The sequence below is a fragment of the Sulfoacidibacillus ferrooxidans genome, assembly GCF_022606465.1.
Taxonomy (GTDB): Bacteria; Bacillota; Bacilli; order Alicyclobacillales; family SLC66; genus Sulfoacidibacillus; species Sulfoacidibacillus ferrooxidans.
The window spans coordinates 93,520-118,766 of sequence record NZ_JALBUF010000004.1; the positions used below are offsets into that span (position 1 = coordinate 93,520).

The 25,247-nt window shown below is 47.6% G+C and carries 27 protein-coding genes and 1 pseudogene; 26 read left to right on the forward strand and 2 right to left on the reverse strand.

All coding sequences use genetic code 11. The annotated features are described in order from the left end of the window. Positions 1-26: 26 nt before the first annotated feature. Together MM817_RS08115 and MM817_RS08120 are read right to left on the reverse strand one after the other, a co-directional pair. Positions 27-1,244 (reverse strand): MFS transporter, encoded by a 1,218-nt coding sequence (locus MM817_RS08115; RefSeq protein WP_241713559.1) that lies wholly within the window; start codon positions 1,242-1,244, stop codon positions 27-29. Further along, positions 1,241-2,428: an MGDG synthase family glycosyltransferase gene (locus MM817_RS08120; protein WP_241713560.1), complete on the reverse strand. Its 1,188-nt coding sequence runs from the start codon at positions 2,426-2,428 to the stop codon at positions 1,241-1,243. The genes MM817_RS08115 and MM817_RS08120 overlap by 4 nt, the downstream gene beginning before the upstream one ends. A 238-nt stretch (positions 2,429-2,666) precedes the next feature. On the opposite strand from MM817_RS08120, the gene upp reads away from it, so the two are divergent. The 26 genes and pseudogenes from upp to MM817_RS08250 all read left to right on the forward strand — a co-directional run bounded on the left by upp (position 2,667) and on the right by MM817_RS08250 (position 25,236). Then, complete coding sequence (upp, locus tag MM817_RS08125) at positions 2,667-3,293, forward strand: uracil phosphoribosyltransferase (protein ID WP_241713562.1); 627 nt, start codon at positions 2,667-2,669, stop codon at positions 3,291-3,293. A gap of 22 nt (positions 3,294-3,315) precedes the next feature. Next, complete coding sequence (wecB, locus tag MM817_RS08130; RefSeq protein ID WP_336605160.1) at positions 3,316-4,473, forward strand: non-hydrolyzing UDP-N-acetylglucosamine 2-epimerase; 1,158 nt, start codon at positions 3,316-3,318, stop codon at positions 4,471-4,473. A 66-nt stretch (positions 4,474-4,539) separates the two neighbouring features. Then, entirely contained in the window at positions 4,540-5,718 is a 1,179-nt protein-coding gene (locus MM817_RS08135) for an acetyl-CoA C-acetyltransferase (protein ID WP_241713563.1), read from the forward strand. Between the two features lie 37 nt (positions 5,719-5,755). Further along, a complete protein-coding gene (locus MM817_RS08140) occupies positions 5,756-5,944 on the forward strand; it encodes a hypothetical protein (protein ID WP_241713565.1) in 189 nt (62 codons plus the stop codon). A 218-nt stretch (positions 5,945-6,162) separates the two neighbouring features. Beyond that, on the forward strand, positions 6,163-6,411 hold the full coding sequence (locus MM817_RS08145) for an AtpZ/AtpI family protein (protein ID WP_241713567.1): 249 nt from the start codon (positions 6,163-6,165) through the stop codon (positions 6,409-6,411). Next, positions 6,408-6,809: an ATP synthase subunit I gene (locus tag MM817_RS08150; RefSeq protein WP_241713578.1), complete on the forward strand. Its 402-nt coding sequence runs from the start codon at positions 6,408-6,410 to the stop codon at positions 6,807-6,809. Before MM817_RS08145 ends, MM817_RS08150 begins: the two co-directional genes overlap by 4 nt. An 8-nt stretch (positions 6,810-6,817) precedes the next feature. After that, complete coding sequence (gene atpB / locus MM817_RS08155) at positions 6,818-7,579, forward strand: F0F1 ATP synthase subunit A (protein ID WP_241713580.1); 762 nt, start codon at positions 6,818-6,820, stop codon at positions 7,577-7,579. A gap of 92 nt (positions 7,580-7,671) precedes the next feature. Continuing rightward, positions 7,672-7,920 (forward strand): ATP synthase F0 subunit C, encoded by a 249-nt coding sequence (atpE, locus tag MM817_RS08160; RefSeq protein WP_241713582.1) that lies wholly within the window; start codon positions 7,672-7,674, stop codon positions 7,918-7,920. Between the two features lie 90 nt (positions 7,921-8,010). Continuing rightward, positions 8,011-8,496 (forward strand): F0F1 ATP synthase subunit B, encoded by a 486-nt coding sequence (gene atpF / locus MM817_RS08165; RefSeq protein WP_241713584.1) that lies wholly within the window; start codon positions 8,011-8,013, stop codon positions 8,494-8,496. Further along, positions 8,490-9,053, forward strand: a complete 564-nt coding sequence (gene atpH, locus MM817_RS08170; RefSeq protein WP_241713586.1) for an ATP synthase F1 subunit delta — start codon at positions 8,490-8,492, stop codon at positions 9,051-9,053. The genes atpF and atpH overlap by 7 nt, the downstream gene beginning before the upstream one ends. Continuing rightward, positions 9,050-10,558, forward strand: coding sequence for a F0F1 ATP synthase subunit alpha (atpA, locus tag MM817_RS08175; protein WP_241713588.1), 1,509 nt, complete (start codon positions 9,050-9,052; stop codon positions 10,556-10,558). Before atpH ends, atpA begins: the two co-directional genes overlap by 4 nt. A gap of 43 nt (positions 10,559-10,601) precedes the next feature. Continuing rightward, complete coding sequence (gene atpG / locus MM817_RS08180; protein WP_241713590.1) at positions 10,602-11,462, forward strand: ATP synthase F1 subunit gamma; 861 nt, start codon at positions 10,602-10,604, stop codon at positions 11,460-11,462. Between the two features lie 21 nt (positions 11,463-11,483). Continuing rightward, on the forward strand, positions 11,484-12,890 hold the full coding sequence (gene atpD / locus MM817_RS08185) for a F0F1 ATP synthase subunit beta (protein ID WP_241713601.1): 1,407 nt from the start codon (positions 11,484-11,486) through the stop codon (positions 12,888-12,890). Between the two features lie 80 nt (positions 12,891-12,970). Next, positions 12,971-13,423 (forward strand): ATP synthase F1 subunit epsilon, encoded by a 453-nt coding sequence (atpC, locus tag MM817_RS08190; RefSeq protein ID WP_241713603.1) that lies wholly within the window; start codon positions 12,971-12,973, stop codon positions 13,421-13,423. A 253-nt stretch (positions 13,424-13,676) separates the two neighbouring features. Then, positions 13,677-14,078 (forward strand): NADH-quinone oxidoreductase subunit A, encoded by a 402-nt coding sequence (locus MM817_RS08195; RefSeq protein ID WP_241713606.1) that lies wholly within the window; start codon positions 13,677-13,679, stop codon positions 14,076-14,078. Beyond that, positions 14,069-14,611 (forward strand): NuoB/complex I 20 kDa subunit family protein, encoded by a 543-nt coding sequence (locus tag MM817_RS08200; RefSeq protein ID WP_241713608.1) that lies wholly within the window; start codon positions 14,069-14,071, stop codon positions 14,609-14,611. Before MM817_RS08195 ends, MM817_RS08200 begins: the two co-directional genes overlap by 10 nt. Position 14,612: 1 nt before the next feature. Beyond that, complete coding sequence (locus MM817_RS08205; RefSeq protein ID WP_241713617.1) at positions 14,613-15,425, forward strand: NADH-quinone oxidoreductase subunit C; 813 nt, start codon at positions 14,613-14,615, stop codon at positions 15,423-15,425. Beyond that, on the forward strand, positions 15,425-16,531 hold the full coding sequence (locus MM817_RS08210; RefSeq protein WP_241713619.1) for an NADH-quinone oxidoreductase subunit D: 1,107 nt from the start codon (positions 15,425-15,427) through the stop codon (positions 16,529-16,531). Before MM817_RS08205 ends, MM817_RS08210 begins: the two co-directional genes overlap by 1 nt. Position 16,532: 1 nt before the next feature. Next, the gene (gene nuoH / locus MM817_RS08215; protein WP_241713621.1) at positions 16,533-17,525 is read left to right on the forward strand and encodes an NADH-quinone oxidoreductase subunit NuoH; all 993 of its coding nucleotides are present in this window, start codon (positions 16,533-16,535) and stop codon (positions 17,523-17,525) included. A 34-nt stretch (positions 17,526-17,559) separates the two neighbouring features. Beyond that, a pseudogene (locus MM817_RS08220) lies at positions 17,560-17,946 on the forward strand (NuoI/complex I 23 kDa subunit family protein); the annotation flags it as partial. Between the two features lie 206 nt (positions 17,947-18,152). After that, complete coding sequence (locus tag MM817_RS08225) at positions 18,153-18,683, forward strand: NADH-quinone oxidoreductase subunit J (protein WP_241713877.1); 531 nt, start codon at positions 18,153-18,155, stop codon at positions 18,681-18,683. A gap of 2 nt (positions 18,684-18,685) precedes the next feature. Further along, positions 18,686-18,991 (forward strand): NADH-quinone oxidoreductase subunit NuoK, encoded by a 306-nt coding sequence (nuoK, locus tag MM817_RS08230; RefSeq protein ID WP_241713623.1) that lies wholly within the window; start codon positions 18,686-18,688, stop codon positions 18,989-18,991. Between the two features lie 10 nt (positions 18,992-19,001). Beyond that, a complete protein-coding gene (gene nuoL / locus MM817_RS08235; protein WP_241713625.1) occupies positions 19,002-20,912 on the forward strand; it encodes an NADH-quinone oxidoreductase subunit L in 1,911 nt (636 codons plus the stop codon). Then, entirely contained in the window at positions 20,912-22,459 is a 1,548-nt protein-coding gene (locus MM817_RS08240) for a complex I subunit 4 family protein (RefSeq protein ID WP_241713627.1), read from the forward strand. The genes nuoL and MM817_RS08240 overlap by 1 nt, the downstream gene beginning before the upstream one ends. Before the next feature lie 6 nt (positions 22,460-22,465). Beyond that, positions 22,466-23,950, forward strand: coding sequence for an NADH-quinone oxidoreductase subunit N (locus tag MM817_RS08245; RefSeq protein WP_241713628.1), 1,485 nt, complete (start codon positions 22,466-22,468; stop codon positions 23,948-23,950). 119 nt (positions 23,951-24,069) lie between these two features. Next, on the forward strand, positions 24,070-25,236 hold the full coding sequence (locus MM817_RS08250; protein ID WP_241713630.1) for an acyl-CoA dehydrogenase family protein: 1,167 nt from the start codon (positions 24,070-24,072) through the stop codon (positions 25,234-25,236). Positions 25,237-25,247: the final 11 nt, after the last annotated feature.

A 25,247-nucleotide genomic window follows, 5' to 3' on the forward strand; every position in this document is an offset into this window, starting at 1 on the left:
AGATGACACTCCAATTCATAACGCAGCTAGGTGCTCGGTTTGAGGTCTCGGTTTAGGCCTGGGATGCGGAGAAATAAGTAGAGAAGTCCCATCGTACCTAACAGAATCGCACTTGCCCAAAAAGGAGCTTGCGGTCCAAATGCTTGCCACAGTCTACCGCCTATGTACGGCCCAGTCGCAGTCCCTAATCCTTCTACCGTCATAAAAACGCCCCACATCGTTCCGCGCTTTTCACGATCGATGGCCCCATCTAGGACGGAATTCCACGAAGGTAAAATCATCGCATAGGATAGTGCGAGCAACAGCATAAAACTAACGGCAGGCCAGAGGCTTGTTTGTAGAGTAAACAGAACAAGTCCAATGCCAGCTAAAATAAATCCACCCGACAAGAAAGGACGAGCGCCTACTCGGTCGACAAATCTCCCCATAATAGGTAAAAAAATAGCTGTGGTACCTCCCACGATGACCATTGCCACGCTTTGCAGTTGTGGACTTACACCAAGAACCACGCGTGCGTAAGGGGTTAGTACAGGAATGAGAATTCCAATCGCTAACGTCTGCACGAACATGCCCGGGAATAAGATCCGAATCTGTTTTAAGTTTACGATGATTTCACCAAAATATCTACGCGGCTCGATCAAAACTAAAAATGGCTCGTCCCCATGAATGATTTCTTTTTCGGGTTTCGTGATCAGCGCTAGCATACCGCCTAGGAGCAGCATGCAGATCAGTAACATAAATGCTGCTCGGTAAGAAAAACTCAACACAAAATTAATGACGACAGGTCCTGCTCCGCCGCCAATAATCCATGCGATGTATATGTATCCCATTGCCGTTGCTTTTTGCTCTTCTGAGGCTGTGGCAGTTACAGTTGTAATCACTGAAGGCCATAACGGGGATGTGCCTATCCCTAGTATGCCCGCACCTAGCGTTAAACTTACAGGATTTGTGGCCCGAGCCACAACAATAAGGCCGATGGCGGCGACAATTAATCCGCTGACTAACACAAAGCGCTGACCAAAATGATCAGCTAGAAAACCCATCGGACTACGCAAAATATTGTCAAAAAAATAATGGACACTAATGGCTAGTCCAATGGCCGCAGGAGTAAGTCCGAGTGCATCCACTCCAATATTGGGTAGGAGTGCTAAAATTAACGCACCACGTACAAACTCGACAAGCATAAGCGTTAAGAGTGCACTTGCAACAAAGGGCTTGCGAATATCCTGTGGGATACCCCTCATGATTGTTCCGCCAGTAAAGTGGAAGTATGATCTTGTGGAGGGTATAGCACATCTTTGTCATCTAATTCAATCAGTTTATCTGCTATCTCGCGTGCAGCTGTGACTTTGCGAATGGTATTTGTATTCGCGCGCATGCGCGTTAAAAGCGATCCGTTGTCACGTAACAAACGGTATACATGGTCAATCACTTGCTTTCTCGTACGCGCAAGAACCGCAACACGAGACTTCACAAGAAACGCTGCATTTTGCGTTTCTTGACCGGGGATAGGCCGATACAGCAGCATCGGAAGTTCCATAGCTAACGCTTCACTAATCGTCAGTCCGCCGGCTTTTGTCACGATCAGATCAGATACGGCCATGAGCTCATGTACTTCACGCGTAAATCCAAACACCCAAACTGGATTCGTTGCTTCCTTCGATAACTGTTCGATCTGTACTCGCAGCTTATCATTGCGACCACAGATGACGATCAACTGCATGCGGCACTCTGATTGAAATAATTCTTCGCAGATCTGGACGATATCAGTCAGTACACCATACGCTCCACCCATGATGAGAAGTGTCGGATAGTCTTCTTCTAGCCCAAGTTTTGCGCGAATCCCAGCGCGGTTACTCGCTTCTAGAAATGCCGGACGAATGGGGATTCCTGTGACAGAGATGCGCCGTTCATCAATACCGCGAAGAATCAGACCTTGTTTCACGTGTTCTGACCCAACAAAATAATGGTCAGTATACGCATGTATCCACTGGCTGTGTATCGCATGATCGGTAATGACCGTAGCCGCAGGAATATTGGCTAATCCATGCTCCCGTAGGACAGACATCACGCCAGCTGGTGTAGGGAATGTCGAAAGGATCACATCAGGTCGCTCAGCATGAAGGAAATCAGCTAATTCTTCATATCCAAGATGATTCAAACGCCTCTGAATGAGCGAAGATGGCGTGATGCGACTGGTTCCCTTGTAAAACAGCCCATAAAGAGCTGGTGCAAAGCGCACGCTTTTTAGATAACAATAACGAGCAAAGATATTTAACTTTGGGTGGACCATCTCAATGTAGTCAATGATGTGGACCTCATGACTAGGATGACTTTCCATAATGGCGTCGCGCACGGCCAGTGCCGCTTGTTGGTGACCTTCTCCATAGGAGGCCGATAAGATCAACACGCGCTTAGTCTTTTGCATGGAACATCCTCCTTATCTTCAAACGATGTACAAGACATCCTCTGCTATTGTAGGCGTCAAAAGTTAGAATGGCATTAAAAGTGCGTTATAACTAATCAATTTTAACATGGAAAGGTCATTCTATACGAGGTCGTACATAAAAGATACAGACTACGAGTTGCAGTAGAGCTTGTTCCTTTTGTTTGTTATAATAAAACCATATGTGTGCAAAAAGCGATCATTATGAGGAGAGTGTCATTTGAAACCGATTCGCGAGATACATCATCCCCTCGCCCTAGAAAAGATCGGGCAGTTGCGCGAACATGCAACAGATGTTTCGACCTTTCGGCGCATTGTTGCAGAATTATCTACGTTTTTAGCCATTGAATGCACAGATGATCTTGCAACTGAGACGCGAACGATCCAGACGCCGATTGCACAAGCTACGGTGGTACGCGCTCGTGATGAGGTGGTACTCATCCCCATCTTGCGAGCAGGGCTTGGCATGGTCGAAGGGATGTTGTTGTGGATCCCTAGTGCCAAAGTCGGTCACCTCGGGATGTATCGCGATCCCGATACGCTGATGCCTGTAGAGTATTATGCTAATACGCCTGCTGGCATGAATGATAGTGTGGTTATTGTATTAGATCCTATGCTCGCAACTGGTGGCTCAGCCACAGCTGCCCTCGGATTGTTAAAAGCTCGCGGCGCTAAACATATTAAGTTAGCCTCCATTATCGCAGCGCCAGAAGGCATTGCAAAAGTACAAAGCCATCACCCTGATGTTCAAATTTATGCTGTTGTGGTCGATGAGGGTCTAAACAGTCATGGATATATTGTGCCTGGACTTGGCGATGCAGGCGATCGCATATTTGGTACGTTATAAACCATAGCCAGGGGATGATTAGGTGAAGCGTATACGGGTGATGACGATATTTGGCACTCGCCCTGAGGCGGTGAAGATGGCGCCACTAGTAAAAGAGCTACAAGCAAATGCGGACTTTGAAACGGTCGTCTGTGTGACGGCGCAACATCGCGAACAACTGGATCAAGTGCTTAGCGCATTTTCTGTTTTTCCCGATTATGATTTGAATGTCATGGAAGCGCGTCAAACGCTTACAAAAATATCGACCAAAGTGCTCGAGTTATTGGCCTCCGTATTAGAGGAGGTGCAACCAGATATTGTGCTTGTACACGGCGATACGACGACGACATTTATTGCAAGTCTAGCAGCGTTTTATCAGCAGATTGCTATTGGTCACGTTGAAGCTGGATTGCGCACGTGGGATAAGTACTCGCCATATCCAGAAGAGATGAATCGGCAGTTGACTGGCGTAATCGCAGATTTGCATTTTGCTCCGACAAAAGTTGCTGCAGATAACTTATTGCGCGAAGGCAAACAGGAGCAGCGTATTTACATTACGGGCAATACTGCCATTGACGCGATGCGTACAACCGTTCATGCTGATTATGAGCATCCGGAACTAGCGAAGATAGGTGCTAACCAACGTCTGATCTATATGACTGCACATCGAAGAGAGAATATCGGCGAGGGATTGCTGCAAATATTTACAGCTGTCCGTGAAGTGGTGGACTTATATCCGGATGTATATGTGATTTATCCAGTTCACTTAAATCCGGCTGTGCGGGAACCGGCGCATCACATACTAGGTGATCATCCACGCATTGCGTTGATCGACCCACTTGAAGTGATGGATGCTCACAATTTTATGGCAAAGGCGTATTTGATCCTGACTGATTCTGGTGGAGTACAAGAAGAGGCGCCATTTCTTGGTATCCCTTGTCTTGTGTTGCGCGATACGACGGAGCGTCCTGAAGGCATTGAGGCTGGAACGCTTCGTCTTGTCGGTACAAAGCAAGATGAGATTATTCGCGCGACTCGCGAGCTGCTAGATGATACAGAGGCATATGAACGAATGTCCGTAGCGGCAAGTCCTTATGGCGATGGATTTGCATCGCGTCGGATTGTTCAAGCATTGCGCCATTATTTTAATCAGGGAGAACGGCCAGAACTTTTTGTGCCAAAACCTAAAAAAGCAAGATAGTTTTTACTGCATAAGAGTTGCACAATCTTATGGAATTCACGTGAATGTGTGGAAGGGGTGCAGGTGATGACGGAAGCAGTCATTGTGAGTGCGGCTCGCACAGCGCTTGGTAGCTTTATGGGTAGTTTGGCCAATACACCGGCGACAGAGCTTGGTGCCATCGTTATTCGAGAAACGCTCACGCGTGCAGGAGTTTCTTCAGACATTGTTGACGAAGTGATCATGGGCAATGTGTTACAAGCTGGACTTGGGCAAAATCCTGCGCGGCAAGCAGCCATAAAAGCCGGATTGCCCTATGAATTGCCGTCGTTTACGGTCAATAAAGTCTGTGGTTCTGGGTTAAAGACCATCGCGCTTGCGGCACAATCCATTCGCGCTGGCGATCAAGACGTAGTCATTGCAGGTGGTATGGAAAATATGAGTCGCGCCCCATATCTCTTAGAGGGTGCACGTTCTGGCTATCGTATGGGCGATCAAAAAGTCGTTGACAGCATGATACGCGATGGCCTGTGGTGTGCGTTTAACGATGTACACATGGGAATCACCGCAGAGAACGTGGCGGAACGCAAACACATCTCACGAGCAGAACAAGATCGCTTTTCTTTACAGTCCCAAGAGCGTGCACTCGCTGCGATTGAATTAGGTCACTTCAAAGAGGAAATCGTAAGCGTTCCTGTACCTCAGAAAAAAGGCGATCCACTTGTATTTGATACAGATGAATACCCGCGTAAGACTTCAGCAGAGACACTCAGTAAACTCCGTCCGGCCTTTAAACAGGGTGGAACAGTAACGGCGGGCAACGCTTCAGGGTTAAATGATGGGGCTGCGGCCGTTCTCGTTATGTCCAAAGAGCGCGCCAATGCACTTGGATTGAAACCGCTAGCGCGCATTGTCGCCTATTCATCTGCTGGCTTAGATCCTGCTGTGATGGGTCTTGGCCCTATTTATGCGACTCAAAAACTGCTGAAGCGATCAGGGCTATCTGTTGGCGATATGGATTTGATCGAAGCCAATGAGGCATTTGCAGCACAGGCGCTCGCGGTCGGACAAGAGTTGGGCCTAGATGAGAGCAAAGTCAACGTAAGTGGTGGGGCTATCGCACTCGGTCATCCGATCGGTGCATCCGGTGCACGCGTGTTAGTGACGCTTTTATACGGGTTACGGCGCACAGGCGGAAAAATGGGTCTTGCTACGCTGTGTATTGGCGGTGGGCAAGGCGTTGCTATGGTCGTAGAGCGAATGTAAAAGAAGCGCGATTAGGATTTGGGGAGAGGGGAACATCATGATGCCACATAGACACTGGGAAGTCGATTCAGAATGCCCGCGTTGCGGGAAAATAAACCATGCATCCATACCCGTAGGGGAACGGGTGGTTCGCATTCATTGTGAACATTGTACACACGGGTATGATTATTTACACGTTGTCGCTGAACATACTGAGGTTGAGGACATGGATGGAGAAAAAGAGTAGCTGCCCTTCTGATGTTGACGCAATTTGTTCACAAAGATGGGTGCGAGTAACGTATCTGTTGCTATAAATGATGATTCAAAGTCAGCAGATTAAGCTTTTCTTTAGAACCCTTGCTATAAAACGAATGACTACCGCTTTCAAGCGTTGACAATAAAATTTGTGGTAGTGTAGTATAAGCAGGGATTCAGGCATGTCACAAGGATACGAAACTTGGGACGGTGAGGAACTTCGACAAGGATGATAAAAAGCCTACAGCGCCATTTAACACGTGGAAGGCGGTTGCCGTTTTTTCTGGAGCCTCTTTACAACTGTTAGTGACCATGATCGTTTTTGGGTTCCTGGGGCATCTTCTAGCAGAACGCACTGGACTGTCATGGTTGACCGCAATCGGAGTTTTGTTTGGTATGATTGTCGGGATATCGGGCTTATCGTTCTTGATTAAACAATTTTTAGGTGGTAAATCGTGAGCGATATCCAGAGATTACAGGCGCGATTGCGTATCGTACAGCGAGTCGGTGTAGGCATTGCTTTCCTGACCGTATTGGCGTGGCTGATCTTTCGCAATGTACAATCAGACATGAACGGCTTGCTTTTAGGTGAATTAGGTGGAGCCTATGTGTTTTATAGCATGGTTCGCCAGGGACATCTGCGCGATGGGCTCGAAGGGAAGGCGCTTTTTGCATCAGGCATGCTCGGGATGTTCACGCGTTTTGTCGTGCTCGTCGCGGTCATGATTGTTGCTGTCAAATCTCCTCATGTCAACCCATTCACCACTCTTGTCGGCTACTTGCTTGGCTTTGTCCTAATCTTCGTAGGGCTCTATGGCTTCTCGAAGAACGAAAGATCAACTCCTGGGGGAAAGTAGGTGAGAAAGTGCCAGCATTCCCATATTTGTTTTACAATTCGTTCTTTCGCATCAATATTGTTACGATCGCGATGATGATATTGACCGGATTGATCGTATTGATTGTTCTACGCCTTGCTCAGCGCAATTTAGATGTGCGCAAGCCAAGAGGTTTACAGAACTTGATCGAATGGGCGATCGACTTTACGGCGAACATGGCACGGGATACGATGCCAAGCGAGCGCATGGTACAATGGATTTTACCGCTCGCATTTACGATGGTTATCTTCTTGTTTGTTGCTAACTGGCTGGGAATCATTGCAACCATTAGCATTCGCTTAGATCATCCGATACCATGGCTCGGTTTGACGGCGTCAAGTCTTGCATTAGCACATGGTGAAGTGCCACTCTTTGATTCGCCAACTGCGAATATGAGTATGACACTTGGCATGGCAGTGATGGTGTGGATTCTTAGCCACGCGCAGGGACTTCGTCATCCTAGGCAGTATTTTCGGCATTATCGGAATCCAATGGCAATCATCGAAGAGATCACCAACCCTCTGACGCATGGAATGCGTCTTTACGGCAATATTTTTGCTGGAGAAGCACTGATTGGTGTTATTCTTACGATTCCGCTTTTGTTTGGCTGGGTACCTATTAGTATTCCACTGCTTTTAATCTGGTTACTCTACAGTGGTTTTGTTAGTACCATTCAGGCGTATGTATTTACCATTTTGATGACTCTTTATGTCGGTCATAAGTCGTATGGTGATCAGACAGATCACGCATAACACATAGTGCCAATCAAGGATTGGCGAGCATAGATTGTACACCCCTAGGGGTAACAGGAAGATGTTTATGAGATTGAGGAGGAAGTACACAAATGACATCAAATCTTATACCTGCATTATTTGACATTGCAGTTGCTTTATTGCTGGGGCTTGCTGCAGTTGGGTCGGGCGTAGGTGACGGCCTTGTAATGAGCAAGTACGTTGAGGGAGTGTCTCGTCAACCAGAAGCTCGCGGATCGATCTTTGCTAGTGCATTGCTCGGTGTGGCGTTAGTTGAAGCGTTTCCAGTTATCGCGCTTGCATTCGGTATCATCATGCTCTTTACAAAAGGCGTACTATAACTCGCCGTATCAGTCCATTGTAGCGCAACTGTAACAGTAGATGGCAGTTAGCCGTGGATCCGTACTGTTTGAAAGGGGAGACAGGCACAATTGTTTGAATTCGGAACGTTTATTGTATCGATTGTGACGTTCTTGATCCTGTTTTGGATCATCAAAACGTACGGGTTTGCCCCGTTGGCGCGCATGTTAGAGCAGCGTCGAGTATTGATTGAAGGGCAAATCTCAGAAGCAGAACAGAGTCGTTTGCAAGCAGAACAATACCTAAATGAACAACACCATTTGCTAGATGAAGCGAGAAAACAAGCAAAAGATATCGTCGACGCAGCGCGTTCACGCGCGGATGAACAGGCGAGAGAGATCCTTATAGCAGCAGAAGAAGAGGCTGGTCGTCTCTTAGAATCCAATCGACAACTGATTGAACGTGAACGCGTAGAGGCGATGAATCAAGTCATGAGCACCGTCTCATCACTCACGGTGGATCTGAGTGAGAAGTTGCTACACCTTCATGCTGACCAGGCAACACATACAGAAATGATGCAAGAAGCTGACAAAATGCTAGGTGACTTAGCATGTTAACAGGAGCTATTACGCATCGCTATACAGCTGGGTTATACGAGGCTGCACAGGCGCATGGTGAAGTCGAGATGATCGACCACAGTTTACGTGCGATGGCACAGGCGATTGAAGCCAATCCATCCTTTGCCTTGTTACTTGTGCATCCTGTGCTAACGCCTGAAGTTAAAATAACTGTGATTAAAAACGTCTTTGGAGATGCTTTGCCAGAGCTTCTGCTACACTTCCTACACCTACTCTTTACGCGTCATCGCGGCGAATATTTGACTGCGATTTATACAGCGTATCATCTGCTTGCCAATGAGGCGCAAGGTCGATTGGAAGTACAGGTGGAAACGGCGCGCGAATTTGAAGGCGATCAATTAGCTGATCTACGTCAACATTTGGCAGTGGCTTTGCGAAAAGATATTCAAGCGGTCGTACACGTTCGACCTGAACTGATCGCAGGCTATCGTGTTTACGTGGGGAATCGAATTATAGATGCAACAGTAAGAGGCGCCCTGACACAGTTTAGCCAAAAATTGTTGGTCAATCGGGCCGCTAAGGAGGGAACCTTTTGAGCATTCGACCAGATGAAATTAGCGCCCTGATTCGACAACAAATCGAACAGTTCGAATCTCAAATTCAAGATTACGAGACAGGCGTTGTACTTCAAGTAGGTGACGGCATTGCCCGTTTGTATGGACTTGACAACGTCATGGCAGGCGAACTGATTGAGTTTTCAAATGGAGTTTTTGGATTAGCCTTCAACCTTGAAGAAGACAATGTAGGGGTTATCGTTCTCGGTTCAGTAACGGGGATTAAAGAGGGTGACAAAGTTCGTAGGACCGGTCGGATTGCTCAGGTACCAGTAGGGCCTGAGTTACTTGGGCGGGTAGTAAACCCACTTGGACAACCGATCGACAATCTTGGCCCAATTGACGCCAAAGAGTACCGCGCACTCGAGTCGCCAGCACCTGGTGTCATTGATCGTAAGTCCGTTTTTGAACCGATGCAAACCGGAATTAAAGCCATTGATGCTATGATCCCGATTGGTCGTGGACAGCGCGAACTCATCATTGGCGATCGTCAAACTGGGAAGACTGCTATTGCCATTGATACGATCTTGAATCAGAAGGGCAATGGCGTAAAGTGCGTCTATGTGGCTGTAGGTCAAAAGCAATCGACAGTTGCACAAGTAGTAGAAACATTGCGCAAGCATGGCGCGATGGAATATACGACGGTAGTCGCAGCGAACGCATCAGATCCTGCTCCACTGCTCTATTTAGCCCCTTATGCTGGGTGTAGCATTGGTGAGTACTTCATGTATAAAGGCGAACACGCCTTGATTATTTATGATGATCTTACAAAACAGGCAGCTGCGTATCGTGAAATGTCCTTGTTGTTACGTCGTCCACCAGGTCGTGAAGCGTTCCCAGGAGATGTGTTTTATCTACACTCTCGTCTCTTAGAGCGTGCCGCAAAGTTATCTGATGCACGTGGTGGTGGATCGCTCACAGCGCTTCCATTTATCGAAACGCAAGCAGGGGATATTTCAGCTTACATTCCAACGAACGTGATTTCTATTACTGACGGGCAAATATTTTTAGAATCAGATCTATTCTTCTCAGGTGTGCGTCCTGCTATTAACGTTGGAGCATCTGTTTCTCGGGTCGGTAGTTCTGCACAGTACAAGGCGATGAAATCAGTTGCAGGTACACTTCGCTTAGACCTCGCACAATATCGGGAATTGCAAGCATTTTCTCAGTTTGGTTCGGACTTAGATAAAGCTACGCAACTGAGATTGGCACGCGGTGAGCGTACGGTAGAGATCTTAAAGCAGGGTCAGTACGAGCCGTTGTCCTTTGAAAAACAAGTGGTATCGATCTGGACTGTAGTAAACGGTTATGTGGATGACTTAGAAGTGAATCTAGTAAGTTCATTTGAAATGCAGTGGCTCGGATACATCAGTTCAACGTATCCACAAATTTTTACGGCGATTGAAACTTCCAAAGCACTCTCTGATGAGACCGTTGCGTTGCTAAAAGAAGCGGTGGCGAAGTTTAAGGCCACGTTTGTCGCCTAATCTTTGACTCCCTATGATGGCACGTAAAAGGTGGTGAAATCGAGTGGCACAAAGCCCAAGAGATATACGGCGCCGCATTAAAAGCGTACAAAATACCGCACAAATCACGAAAGCCATGGAGATGGTTGCGGCAGCAAAGTTGCGCCGCGTGCAAGAAGCGGTGCAACTCTCTAAGCCTTATTTGGAAAAGATGCAAGAGATGCTCGGGGATATTGCTTACTCTGCTCGCTTTGTGAAGCATCCACTGCTCGCAGTGCGGCCGGTTCGCAAAACTGGGTATCTGGTCATCACGTCCGATCGGGGTTTAGCGGGTGCGTATAATGCAAACGTCTTACGCCGTGCAGTTCAAGAGTTTCGCAACAAGGACAAAGCCACGTATACTATTTTTTCAGTAGGGCGCAAAGGTCGCGACTTTTTTTCGCGACAAGGCTATCCTCTTGCAGGTGAAGTAACGGGATTACCGGATTCGCCGACTTATCTCAGTATTTCATCTTTAGCGTCGGATATTGTCCATGCTTACGGCGCGCAAGAATTTGACGAATTATACATGGTATACAACGAGTTTATCAATGCGGTAACGCAGCAGACCGTTGTGCGAAAAGTACTACCCTTAACCGATATGGGTGGGGGTACTGCAACAAGAAAAATTAATTTTCTCTATGAACCGGACGAAGTTGCCTTAGTGCAAGCATTGTTGCCAAAATATGCGGAAACGCTGGTTTATCAGGCTGTGCTAGATGCAAAAGCCAGTGAACATGGCGCTCGCATGACTGCGATGGGCAATGCATCCGATGCGGCAAGTGAAATGATCGACTCGTTAACCCTAGTGTTAAACCGAGCACGGCAAGCAGCCATTACGACGCAAATTGCAGAAGTCGTTGGTGGCGCCGAGGCCCTGAAGTGATCGCTCTAAGGAGGAGATTTTTTGAACACAGGTAAAGTCGTGCAGGTGATGGGGCCCGTAGTAGACGTGCGTTTTAAAAGCGGGCAACTCCCTGCGATCAATAATGCGTTACGGGTGGACATCGAAGGCGATGTTCCCGTTCATTTAACGCTAGAAGTTGCTTTACATCTTGGTGATAACATGCTGCGTACAGTCGCCATGTCTTCTACTGATGGACTTGTACGCGGAGCAGAAGTTGTGGATACAGAAAAGCCGATTGAAGTACCCGTAGGTGAAGGTACACTTGGTCGCATCTTTAATCTACTTGGCGAGCCGATCGATGAAGCAGGCCCAGTAGAAGTGACAGAGCGTTGGGGAATCCATCGTGAGGCACCAGCGTTTGCTGATGTGAGTACAAAAGCAGAAGTGTTTGAAACAGGCATTAAGGTAGTCGACCTGTTGGCACCTTATATCAAAGGTGGTAAGGTTGGACTCTTTGGTGGTGCAGGTGTTGGTAAAACGGTATTGATTCAAGAGCTGATTCACAATATCGCAAAAGAGCATGGCGGCTATTCTGTATTTGCAGGGGTAGGCGAAAGAACACGCGAAGGTAATGACCTGTATCATGAAATGAAAGATTCAGGCGTTATCGATAAGACAAGCATGGTGTTCGGACAGATGAATGAACCACCGGGTGCACGTCTACGTGTTGCTTTAAGTGGACTTACGATCGCTGAATACTTTCGCGATGTGGAACAACGCGATGTATTGTTCTTTATCGACAACATTTTCCGATTCACTCAAGCAGGGTCTGAAGTGTCTGCATTACTTGGACGGATGCCATCTGCTGTAGGTTATCAACCAACGCTAGCAACAGAAATGGGTCAATTGCAAGAGCGTATCGCATCGACTGTAAAAGGATCGATTACTTCGATTCAAGCGATCTACGTACCTGCTGATGACTATACAGATCCAGCACCAGCTAATACATTTGCTCACTTAGATGCTACCACAAACCTTGATCGCAGGATTTCCTCCATGGGTCTTTTCCCAGCGGTGGATCCGCTTGCCTCAACATCGCGCGCATTGTCTCCGGACATCGTGGGTGAAGAGCACTATCAAGTGGCACGCGGCATTCAGCAAGTGCTACAACGCTATCGTGAACTGCAAGATATCATTGCTATTCTTGGGATGGACGAGTTAAGCGATGAGGATAAAATGATCGTGTCGCGCGCTCGTAAAATCCAAAACTTCTTGTCACAGCCATTCTTTGTCGGTGAACAGTTTACAGGGATTCCTGGTAAATATGTACCTGTTAAAGATACAGTTCGCAGCTTCAAAGAAATATTAGAAGGCAAACACGATGAGATTCCAGAGTCCTATTTCCGTTACTGTGGAGCAATTGAAGAAGTTTTGGAGAAAGCGGCTGTAGACGGCTATACGTCCTAACTCACGGATGTTTGATGCATGCTAGAGTTCCGTTCAAAATCATGAGTGGATAAGTTCCACTGCACAAAGGAAGTGTCGGCTTGAGTACTGTACCGTTACAAGTCGTAACACCTGACCGCGTTGTGCTTAACATGGAGGTTCATATGCTGTCTTTGCGCGGAGGTGGTGGTGAGCTTGGTATTTTACCTCGCCATACACCACTTGCGACGACTGTAAAGCCTGGTGTGATCAAAGTGAAATTAGCAGAAGGAGAAGATTTCTTATCTGTTAGCGAAGGTTTTTTACAAGTGATGCCAGATCGCATCACACTTCTTGTAGAAACTGCTGAGATTGGTTCCTTTCTCGATCTCGATCGCGTTCGCCTTGCTAAAGAGCGCGCAGAAAAACGCTTGGCTGAACATGCAGACGATGTTCAGACCGAACGTGCAAAAGCCGCACTGCAACGAGCAAATCACAGGACTGAGGCAGCCGAGTTATCCGTGAAGCACGGCGAAGTCATTAAGCATAAACTTGAAGGTAAAAGTTCAAATTAATCATGCAAAAGGCACTGGTCCAATCATGTTGGATTAGTGCCTTTTCAAATGGCAGGACCGTAAATCTTCGATTGATGAAGAAAAGGTGCCGTGATACAAGGATGAAAGGGTATAGGGTGCAGGAATAGTCCAAAATGTCGTTTTACTACAACTAGGGGCTTTGTTATAATAACCGTGTTTCACCATGAGAAATGATGTCTCACAGGCTGATAAGTACTCATTTTATGCACAGGTATGTGATGAACGCAGATGCATGGGCATAAGCTTCCCAAGTAAAGGGGGTGCAGGTGTATTGTACGGCAATAATTTTATCTTTGTCCTTATCTTTCTTGCATTAGGAACCATTCTTCCACTTTCGTCGCTCATGGTGATTGGACCCTTGCTTCGTCCGCACCATCCTTCGCGCGCAAAAGAGACCACCTACGAGAGCGGTCTTGAGCCTATCGGCGATGCAAGAGCGCGTTTTAATGTGCGATATTACCTCTTTGCACTACTATTTGTCATCTTTGATGTCGAAATTGTCTTTTTGTATCCATGGGCCGTTGAATTTCGGCATCTCGGAACGTTTGGTTTTGTAGAGATGCTTATGTTCATCCTCCTACTCGTCATCGGTCTCGCTTATGCTTGGAGAAAGAAGGTGCTCGAATGGAAGTAAATCCACATGTTCAATTGCCCATGCTCGAGTACGAAGGATTTACTAAGGAAGAGTCGGCAGAACTTCGCCGTGCAGGTGTGGTCATTGGACCGCTGGAACAGATCAAAGGATGGGCACGTAGCAACAGTCTGTGGCCGCTTACTTTTGGTCTCGCTTGTTGTGCCATAGAAATGATGGGAGCAGGAGCATCACACTATGATCTCGATCGTTTTGGGATCATTTTCCGCGCATCTCCAAGGCAGTCCGATGTCATGATCGTCGCAGGCACTGTGACTAAGAAAATGGGTCCTTTGTTACGTAGGCTCTACGATCAAATGCCCGAGCCAAAATGGGTCGTCTCGATGGGGTCGTGTGCAACAGCAGGCGGACCGTATGTGCGCTCTTATTCTGTTGTCAAAGGTGTCGATCAGATCGTACCAGTCGATGTGTACATCCCTGGCTGCCCGCCATCTCCAGTTGCATTGATCTATGGGCTCAATAAACTGCAGGAAAAAATCCGCATCGAGGCATCAGGAAAGAAGGTGTCGAGTTAAGATGGCGGATGATAAAAGAGAAGACATCGTACAACCGGAACAATCACAAGAACCAAGTAAAGATGCACCTGCTAAAGAATCTAACCAAGGTACAGGGACAGATGATGTGGCAGTGACTACGCCACCAACAGGTTCAACCAGTGAGACACCAGTGACTAAGTCTGCGACCATTACTAGTGATACACCAAAGGAAAAGCATGCAGCAGAACCTGCACCAGCCACTTCACCACCAGCAGAAAAAAGTGAGAGTGCAGCTAAACCTGTTGTGAAGGCGACACCAGCAAAAGCTGCGAAAGCGCCACCACCGCCAGATCCACGTGTGGAGCAAGCTATCAAGCAAGGTGAAGGCATGAAAGAAGCGATCGAAAAGAAACTCGGAGCAGGTACAGTGGAAGAAGTAACGGCTAGCAAAACCATTCCGATCCTGCGTATAGCTGCACAAAAGTGGCGCGAGGCGATGATGTTTTTGCGCGATGATCCAGATCAGCAATTTGATTACGTTGAACTTTTTTCTGGAACAGATTATAAGGACTACATCGAGGTGGTCATGTATGTACACTCCATGACACACGGTACATACATCAGTGTGAAGACGAGAACACCTCGCGATATGCCTGTATTACCATCCCTTACTCCGGTGTATTCAGGAGTAAACTGGGAAGAGCGCGAAGTGTTTGATCTTCTTGGCGTGACGTTTGAAGGTCATCCTGATCTGCGGCGGATCATGATGTGGGAAGGTTGGGATGGATACCCACTGCGCAAAGATTATTCCGAGTTTCAAAACATGCCGCAACGGGGAGGTGAGCCTCGCTGATGAGTACAGACCTTCGTTCAGAAGAAATGATCTTAAACGTTGGCCCTCAGCATCCGAGCACACATGGCGTGTTTCGTTTAGTCGTTACACTAGATGGTGAACAGATTGTCGATGCAGATCCAGTTGTTGGCTATTTGCATCGTGGAACGGAGAAGCTAGCTGAAGGATTGCAATATACGCAAATTATTCCTTATACCGATCGCTTAGATTATATTGCAGCGATGCTCAATAACTACGCACTTGTTCACACAGTCGAATATGCGCTCGATCTCGAGATCCCACCACGTGCAGAATATCTGCGTATCATCGTAATGGAACTTAACCGCATAGCATCACACTTGCTGTTTTTAGGGACCTATTTGCTCGATCTAGGTGCAATGAGCCCATTTCTTTACGTGTTTCAAGAACGCGAGCGTATCGTGCAGTTATTTAACGAGATATCTGGAGCCAGGTTGACCTACAACTACATGCGTGTAGGTGGTGTCAAATGGGATGCCACACCCGAGTGGATTGAAAAGGTGCGCGATTTTGTGCCATTCATGCGGGAAAAAGTAAAAATGTACGATAAACTCATCTCTGGCAATGAAATCTTTCTACATCGCGTACGTGGGATCGGGGTCATAACACAAGCTGAAGCGCGAGATTATTCACTATCAGGTATCAATCTTCGCTCGACAGGGATCAACTTTGACTTACGCAAAAATCGCCCATACGGCATTTATGATCAGTTTGACTTTGATGTCGTGGTTGGAAAAAATGGCGATTGTTACGACCGCTATTACATCCATCTAGAGGAGATTCGACAGTCCATTCGCATCGTCGAACAAGCCATTGCACAAGTTCCCGATGGTCCCGTGATAGGCAAGGTACCGAAAATGATCCGCGTACCAGCAGGAGAGTATTACACAAGCATCGAAGGTGCACGCGGAGAGCTCGGCGTCTACATCGTGTCAGAAGGCAAAGATAAACCATACCGACTCAAACTTCGTCGGCCATCTTTTGTCAACTTACAGATCTTGCGCAAATTATTGATTGGGCAAAGCATGGGCAATTTGATAGCGATCCTAGGAGCCGTGGACATTGTACTCGGGGAGGTCGACGCCTAGCATGTTTTCGTGGCAAACGCAACCACTCACATGGCTACATTTTCTAGGGATGGTCATCGGTGCAGTACTGATCCTACTTCTCGTTCTTGTGATCGTCATGTATACCATTTACTTTGAACGAAAAGTGATTGGTTGGATGCAAAATCGCATAGGACCCAATCGCGTGGGACCCCTAGGACTCCTACAAAGCGCGGCAGACGTCTTTAAACTGCTGCTAAAAGAAGATATTGTTCCTGCACATGCTGATCGTCCGATGTTTTTGATTGCTCCTATCATTGCATTTGTTCCGTCTTTTATGGTGCTAGCCGTCATTCCATACACAGCTACGCACGTTTTCACAGCAGGGTTAAATGTAGGCGTTCTTTATTACATTGCGCTTTCATCCATATCGATTGTCGGCATTGTGCTTGGCGGATGGGCATCGAATAACAAATATTCATTGGTAGGTGGACTTCGTTCAGCGGCGCAGATGATCAGCTATGAGATCCCTCTGGGATTATCCATTTTAGGCGTGATCATGTTATCTGGCTCGCTGAATTTAAACACCATCGTCATGCACCAAGCGACAGATCGGTTTGGGTGGTACATTATTCCGCAGATCATCGGGTTTTTCGTCTTTGTCATTGCGGCGATCGCTGAGCTCAATCGCACGCCGTTTGACTTGCCAGAAGCCGAGTCAGAACTGGTTGCAGGATATTTCACTGAGTATACAGGGTTTCGGTTTGCGTTTTATATGCTCTCTGAATATGTGTACGTCTTTGCGATTTCAGCACTTGGAACCACACTCTTTTTAGGCGGTTGGGAAGGACCATTTCTCCCATCGTGGCTGTGGTTTGCATTAAAGACCAGCCTGTTTATCTTCTTCTTATTCTGGGTGCGCGCTACGATGCCTCGGATTCGCATCGATCAGTTAATGTCGTTTGCGTGGAAAGTGCTCATCCCAGTAGCACTATTCAATATCCTACTTACCGGAGCACTGTCACTGATCTGGTAGGGCAAGGTGGCATTACAAGAAGGAGGTGGCAAGAATGTTTGGATTTCTAAAGGGACTGAGTGTCACGTTCAGTCAGATGACAAAGAAAAAACTGACGTTGCAGTATCCGGAAGTGCGGCCCGTATGGCCAGAACACTTTCGCGGCATTCATGAATTTATTCCTGAATTGTGCATCGTGTGTAACCAGTGTGCGCGCATTTGTCCGACCAACTGCATTTCACTATCAGGTAGTCGCGATGAAAATAAAAAATTACACATCGATACGTACGATATTAATTTTGAAATTTGCATTCTTTGTGATCTGTGTACAGAAGTGTGCCCAACCGAATCCATCTTGATGACCGATCAATTTGAACTAGCCACCTATTCGCGTGATGATTTGTACAAAGATATGCACTGGCTCTATGCTAATCACGTGAATCACGGTAGCTACAATAAGCTGCAGGCTCAAAAGGCACAAGCAGAAAAAGAAGCACAAGAAGCGGCAGCGCAAGCAGCCAAAGAAGAGCAAGTGGCAACACAGACAGCAACACAAGAAAGTGGCAATGGTAATGAAACAGCTGACCGTTCGACGAAAGGCACAGCAGCGGATGGTTCAGTAGCGACCAAAGAGGGGGGCGATGCGTGATGCTGTTTGGACTACCCATTACAGGTGAGACCATCGCATTCTTTGTGCTCGCGCTCATCATCATCATATCAGCTGTCTTTATGATTACGATGACCAACGTCATGCACATGGCAGTCTCTCTTGTAGGAGTTTTTCTAGGTGTAGCAGGAATTTTCATCTTGCTTGGCGCGGATTTTGTGGGATTTGTTCAGATTATGGTGTATGCAGGAGCGATCACCATTTTAATGGTGTTTGCGCTGATGCTCACGCATCGCGGACTGAGCGCCGAGATGCAGCATGAAGTCGGCGCATTGCGTAGCACGGTCACTTTTGTTGTCATCGCAGTCCTTGTAGGAACGATTCTTTATGCGATTCGCCGTACACCTTGGACAAGTAACAACATCAACGCGCTTCAACCGTTTCATCAGTCCACAGTGACATTACTTGCAAATGCCATCTTCCAGCAGTATACCGTTCCATTTGAACTAGTGTCCGCAGTACTCACAGTTGCCCTTGTAGGTTCTGCTGTGATTGCTAGGAAGGAGGAGTAATCATGGCACTGCAACCCTTTCTTGCGCTCGCAGCCATTTTGTTTGGAATTGGACTCTTTGGTGCACTGACGAAGCGCAACTTAATCATCGTGTTGATCTCCATTGAAATGATGTTAAACGCGGCCAATATCAATCTTGTGGCTTTTTCTCATTTTCTATCTAAGCCCAACATCGATGGACAGGTGTACGCGTTGTTTACTATCGCGATTGCCGCAGCAGAGGTGGCTGTTGGACTCGCAATTTTACTGTCGTTCTTTCGCCATCGCGAGACAAGCGATGTTCGCGATATGAACTCCATGAAGTGGTAGGGGTGATCGTATGGTCGGTCTAACTTGGCTTGTTCCTGTACTACCGCTCGTAGCGTACTTACTTCTTTTAGCTGTTGGTAAGCGCATGAGTGAGGCGGCGACTACGACCATCTCAGTACTCGCCGTCTTCATTGGTTTTATCATCTCCATAGGTGTTGTTTCAGATGTGGCAGGGCATGGTCCATATGCACCCGTTGTGTATAATTGGCTTGCCTTTGGTCCAACAACCATCACGATGGGCTATCAAGTAACAAGTTTAAATGCGCTCATGTTAGTCGTCGTGACACTAGTGAGTACGCTCGTATTCTTATTTTCCAAATCATACATGCATGGCGATGAGCGTTTCACACGGTTTTATCAGTATTTAAATCTATTCGTATTCTCGATGCTAGGACTTGTCATTACGTCGAACCTTCTCGAACTCTACATATTTTGGGAACTTGTAGGCGTGTGTTCATACCTTCTGGTGGGATTTTGGTACTTCAAACCAGAGGCTGCCGTCGCCGCCAAAAAAGCATTTGTGGTTACTCGTATCGGTGATGTGGGATTATTTATTGGTGTGATTCTGCTGTATCTAGGCACAGGGTCGTTTGACTTTAGTACGATTTTTGCACATCTCCATCACTTTTCAAGTATGCAAGCAGGTCTTGGTACGATAGGACGCGATGCGATCACGAGGCTGATGACAGTGCAAGGGTGGGTTACAATCTCTGCACTGCTCGTGTTTGTAGGCGCAGTAGGAAAATCAGCGCAGTTTCCACTACACGTATGGTTACCAGATGCCATGGAAGGCCCAACGCCCGTCTCAGCATTGATTCACGCAGCAACGATGGTGGCGGCAGGAGTATATCTTGTCGCACGCATGTTTCCGCTGTTTCAAGCATCGCCTGGAGCAAGTGAAACCGTTGCGATCATTGGTGGTTTCACAGCCATCTTTGCCGCATCGATCGGACTTACCCAGCGCGATATTAAACGCGTGATCGCATATTCGACCGTTTCTCAACTCGGATATATGATGCTGGCCATGGGAGTTGGCGCATACGTGTCAGGGATGTTCCACCTGATGACGCACGCCTTCTTTAAAGCACTTCTCTTCCTTGCGGCAGGTAGTGTCATTCACGCCATCGATACGCAAGACCTCTTTGAGATGGGTGGATTACGCAAATACATGCCCATTACGCACGCAACATTTTTAGCTGGTGCACTCGCCTTATCAGGGATACCGCCATTTGCAGGTTTCTGGTCTAAAGACGATATTCTGACTGCGACGTTTGATAGCGGGCATTATGTGTTGTATGCATTTGGCCTTATCGCTGCCTTTTTTACGGCGGTGTACATTTTTCGCGTGTATTTTCTCACGTTTTCAGGTACCTATAAGGGCAATAAACATCCGCACGAAGGCAGTTGGGTCATGACACTTCCGCTGATTGTCCTCGGACTACTAGCGACATTTGCTGGGTTTATCAATACGCCGTTTGCACCATTTCTCGGGAACTTTTTGCAAGTGGGTGGGCCCATCGGCTACAATCCACCCGCAAACTGGGGACTGATGGGCGTATCGGCTGTCACTGGTTTGCTCGGCATCTGGGTTGCGTACTCTCTCTATAGCCATGGCAAACGCGCAGATGCATTTGCTAAGCGCATGGGCATCTTGTATCACTTGAGTTTTCACAAGTGGTATATCGATGAGCTTTACGCAGCGATCATTGTGCTGCCTGTCGTCACGATCGCAGATGGTTTGCAGTTTCTCGATCGCTATATCGTCGATGGACTTGTTCGCTTAATCGGTGAAATTGGATATACAGGTGGGATCAGTCTGAAATATTCAGCAGATGGGCAAGTTCAAACCTACGGGCTAGTCACAGTCTTTGGGATTGCGATAGTCGTGCTCGCAGCGCTTCGCATTGGAGGTGTCCTCTGATGGAAGACGTGTTGATGCTCATTGTTGTCATCCCACTCTTAGCGGGTTTGCTCGTCCTTGCGATGCCTGCTCGCTCACACGGGATCATCCGTGCAGTCGCATTCATTGGCGCATTGATTCCGGCGTGCTTTTCACTATCGGCTTATCTCGCATTTGATAAGCGGATCACAGATCTACAGTATCCCTTTACAACGACGTGGATGAATATAGACAATGCATTCAATATGCTCACGCTCCATATCAACCTGTCATTTGGTGTCGATGGCATCTCCATGCCACTAGTGATGTTAGTAGGTGTGGTGAGCACACTCACCATGATTCGAAGCTTCAAAGTGACAGAGCGCGTGAAGAGTCACTACTTCTGGATGCTGTTTTTAACCATGGGGTTATATGGTGTCTTTGCGGCATCAGACATCTTTACATTCTTTTTCTTTCTCGAGTCGACACTCGTCGCTAGTTATTTGTTGATTAACACTTGGGGTGGGGAATTACGTCACTATGCCGCCACGAAGTTTTTAATCTATCGTGGACTCGCAAGCGTCGTGTTACTAGCGGGATTAATCGGGCTTGCGTATGTGTATGCAGTGAAGGCGCAAGCAGCAAGTTCGACGATCATGATCCCCAATGCCCCAGACTTTTTGACACTGTCCATTTCACAGTTGTTAACTGAGGCAAGACTCATACAAATACCAGCCGCAACACAAAACGTGCTTTTTCTCGTGTTTTTGCTAGCGGTACTCATTGAAGAAGCATTTGTGCCTTTTCACACGTGGCTACCTGATACGCATGAACAGAGCGATACTGGAACAAACATGATGATTGGCGGCGCGCTCATGAAAATTGGGCTCTACGTGATGCTGCGCTTTGCCGTATCCATGTTGCCGCTAGGACTTGCACACTACGCCATGTGGCTTGCTGTGCTTGGCCTGATCAGCATCTTGTACGGAGCGATTGTGGCCGTTGCGTCTAAAGATTGGCGGCGCTTGATTGCTTTTTCAAGCATTAGCCACATGGGCTTAGTGTTGCTTGCGATCGGATCGATGCAAGAGATCGGCATCCAGGGAGCCGTCTTTATGCTCGTGTCATCAGGACTCTTGACGTCGCTTTTGTTTTTTACAGTCGGAGCACAGGCAGATCGAACAGGGACATTTGCGATCGAAAACCTCGGAGGCTTGTCCAAGTCCCTGCCGGTCATCTCAGGCGTGATGCTAGTTGCCGCGCTTGGATTTGTTGGACTTCCAGGACTCAGCGGATTTATCAGTGAGTTTTCACTCTTTGTCGGTGGGTTTGCAGCCTTCCCAACACTCTCTGCGCTCGCCACACTGAGTATGATATTTGCCGCATTTTATCTACTGTGGGCCATGCAACGCACAACATTTGGCCCAGTCAATACGTCCTTGCCAGAGATGGCGGATGCAGAGGCGATCGAATATGTGCCGATGGTGGTTCTTGTGATCCTCGTCGTTCTCATCGGCGTGTTCCCAGGAGTACTTGGCGACGTGGTGCATGGCACCGCACAGGCGATCGCGGCAAGGATAGGGGGTTAGATGGGCGTGGAAAGTGCGATGCATGTAGTATCCTTTAGTGATATTTGGCGCAGTATGGGTCCAGAAGTCATCGTCATAGGTGGCGCTTTTCTCATCATGCTCATCGAGTTGCTGTTGCCTCAGAACAAGCGCCAGTGGGTACCGTGGCTTGCAGTGATCGACGTGATCGTTGCGGCGATACTCATTATTTCTCGATTTGATGAGGGAATTCTCGTCTATTCCAATGCAAATTTCGTGGTTGATGGCTTTAGTAATATATTCAAATTGGTCATCCTGCTTGGAACATTTCTTGTGATCCTTCTAGCGATTGCGGAACAGCGCAAAAAGGCATTGCCTTATGAGTATTCCTATCTCCTGCTGTTTGCATCAGGTGGTGCGATGATCATCACCTCTGGCATTGATCTTGTGCTACTGTATGTCGGACTAGAACTGTTATCCATTGCAACCTATATTCTCGTTGCACTCAATCGCAGGGACGGTCGATCGGCAGAAGGTGGACTCAAATACCTGATCGTAGGGTCGATTGCTTCCGCCACGATCCTGTATGGATTGAGCTTTTTATACGGTGTGGCAGGTTCCACTAACCTTGGACAAATTGCCGTAGCACTGCAAAATGATTGGGCAAACGACAGCGCCATCTTATTTGTATCATTTGCGCTCATTCTCGCAGGCGTTGCTGTGAAGATCTCCGTGGTGCCCTTTCATATGTGGACACCGGATGTGTACGAAGGTGCACCAACACCAGTTACAGCCTATCTTGCTGTCGTCTCAAAAGCAGCAGTGATCGCGTTTATGTTGCGCGTGTTTATCTTCGCTTTTGGGGACAAGTTTCAAGATTGGTGGTTGCTGATGGCATGGCTGTCGGTGATCACGATGGTTGTGGGTAACTTTGGCGCACTTGCACAGCACAATGTAAAGCGGATCTTGGCGTATTCAAGTATTGGGCAGGTTGGGTATCTGATTATGCCGTTTGCTGCGATTGGCCAAACGCAAAATGTATCCAATATGTGGCAGGCATTGTCGTCGATTTCGTTTTATCTCTTTGTATACGCAGTGATGACAATTGGCGCATTTGCCGTCCTATCCAAGGTGTCGCAAGAGCGAGGTTCAGATCAAGTAGAGGCATTTGCAGGTCTCTATAAGCGCAACCCTTGGCTTGCTACGATGATGGCGATATTTCTGTTATCGCTCGCCGGACTTCCTTTAACAGGCGGATTTTTTGGGAAGTTTATGATCTTCTTAGTGGCGTTTAACGCAGGTCAATACTGGCTTGGTATTATCTTATTTGCGACATCGGCAGTCGCTTTCTACTATTACTTTGGCATCCTCAAAGCCATCTTTGTGCTTGAACCCACAGGGGATGACGAAAAAATCAAGTCAGGTGGCTTGCTCAATACCATTGTAGGGCTTTGTGCATTGGGAACTTTGTATCTTGGACTTGTACCTGGGCCATTTTTACATGTACTAAATCAAGTTCATTGGTTTGGTTGATCCCATAAACATGCTACAATATAAGCCATGATCACATGGCGCAGGATGACCGCTGGGACATCCATTGACCCGCTTTGTGCGGGTCTTTTTTGTGTCAACTAGGCGAGGAGGCAGATGTGATGCAGGCGCAGATTCGACATGCGGCAGACCAAGAACTCGTCACGTGGGTAGGAACACTGGCAGACGAACTAGGAAAAAAGGCGGAACAGTATGATCGCTCGGGTGACTTTCTGAGCGATCAGATTGCCTATTTGCAAAGTGCAGGCTATAGTAGTCTGACCGTACCAAAAGCATATGGTGGAAGAGGCTGCGATTTGTATCAGCTGTTACTCGCACAAGAGCGACTCGCGCATGGAGATCCTTCCGCAGCGCTTGTGATGGGATGGCATCTTGGGATTACCCTTAGCTTATCGATGACAGAAGCATGGCCTGAGGAATTATACGCGGATTTTTGCCGCGACGTAGTACTAGGTATCGCACTCGTGAACGCTTGTGGAACAGAGCCTGATAGTGGGAGTCCAAGTCGTGGGGGCCGTCCAGCAACGGAAGCTGTGCGCGTGGAAGGTGGCTATCGCATCACAGGTGAAAAAACCTGGGCGACAGGCAGTCCTGCGATCACGCATTTTCTGATTACAGCGTATGTGGCAGAAGATGACCGTGTGGGCGAATTTTTGGTACATAAAGGCTCTGAGGGCTTACATGTTAAGAAGTCTTGGGACAGCATGTCGATGCGCGCAAGCGGAAGCGATTCAGTGGTATTACAAGATGTCTTTGTACCGGATGCATACTTACTTGATCTCGTCATTCCTGGACAAAAAACGAAACGCAGCAGCGATGGCTCAGGGTGGTTACTTCACATCCCCGCCACCTATCTTGGCGTGGCCAACGCAGCGCGCGACTATACGATAGATTTTGTGAAAACGTATGTACCTAGTAGTTTAGGAAAACCAATTGCAACTGTGCCACACGTGCGCGAGAAAATCGGGCAGCTCGAAGCACAAGGAGCGATGGCCGAGACGGTGTTATGGGCGATTGCAAGGCGGTACGATGAGGCGACGATGGAACAAAAGCGCAGTATGCGCGAGGATCTATCGCTTGCTAAGTACATCGTGACCAATGCTGCTGTCGCTATGGTGGATCTTGCCATGCGAACGGCAGGCGGTCAAAGTATCCTGCGAACCCATCCATTAGAACGCTATTATCGCGATGTTCGTGCGGGGCTACACAACCCGCCGATGGATGACGTCACAGTAAGACAGTTAGCTGATCGGGCGCTCGGAAAATAATCTGCGACAAA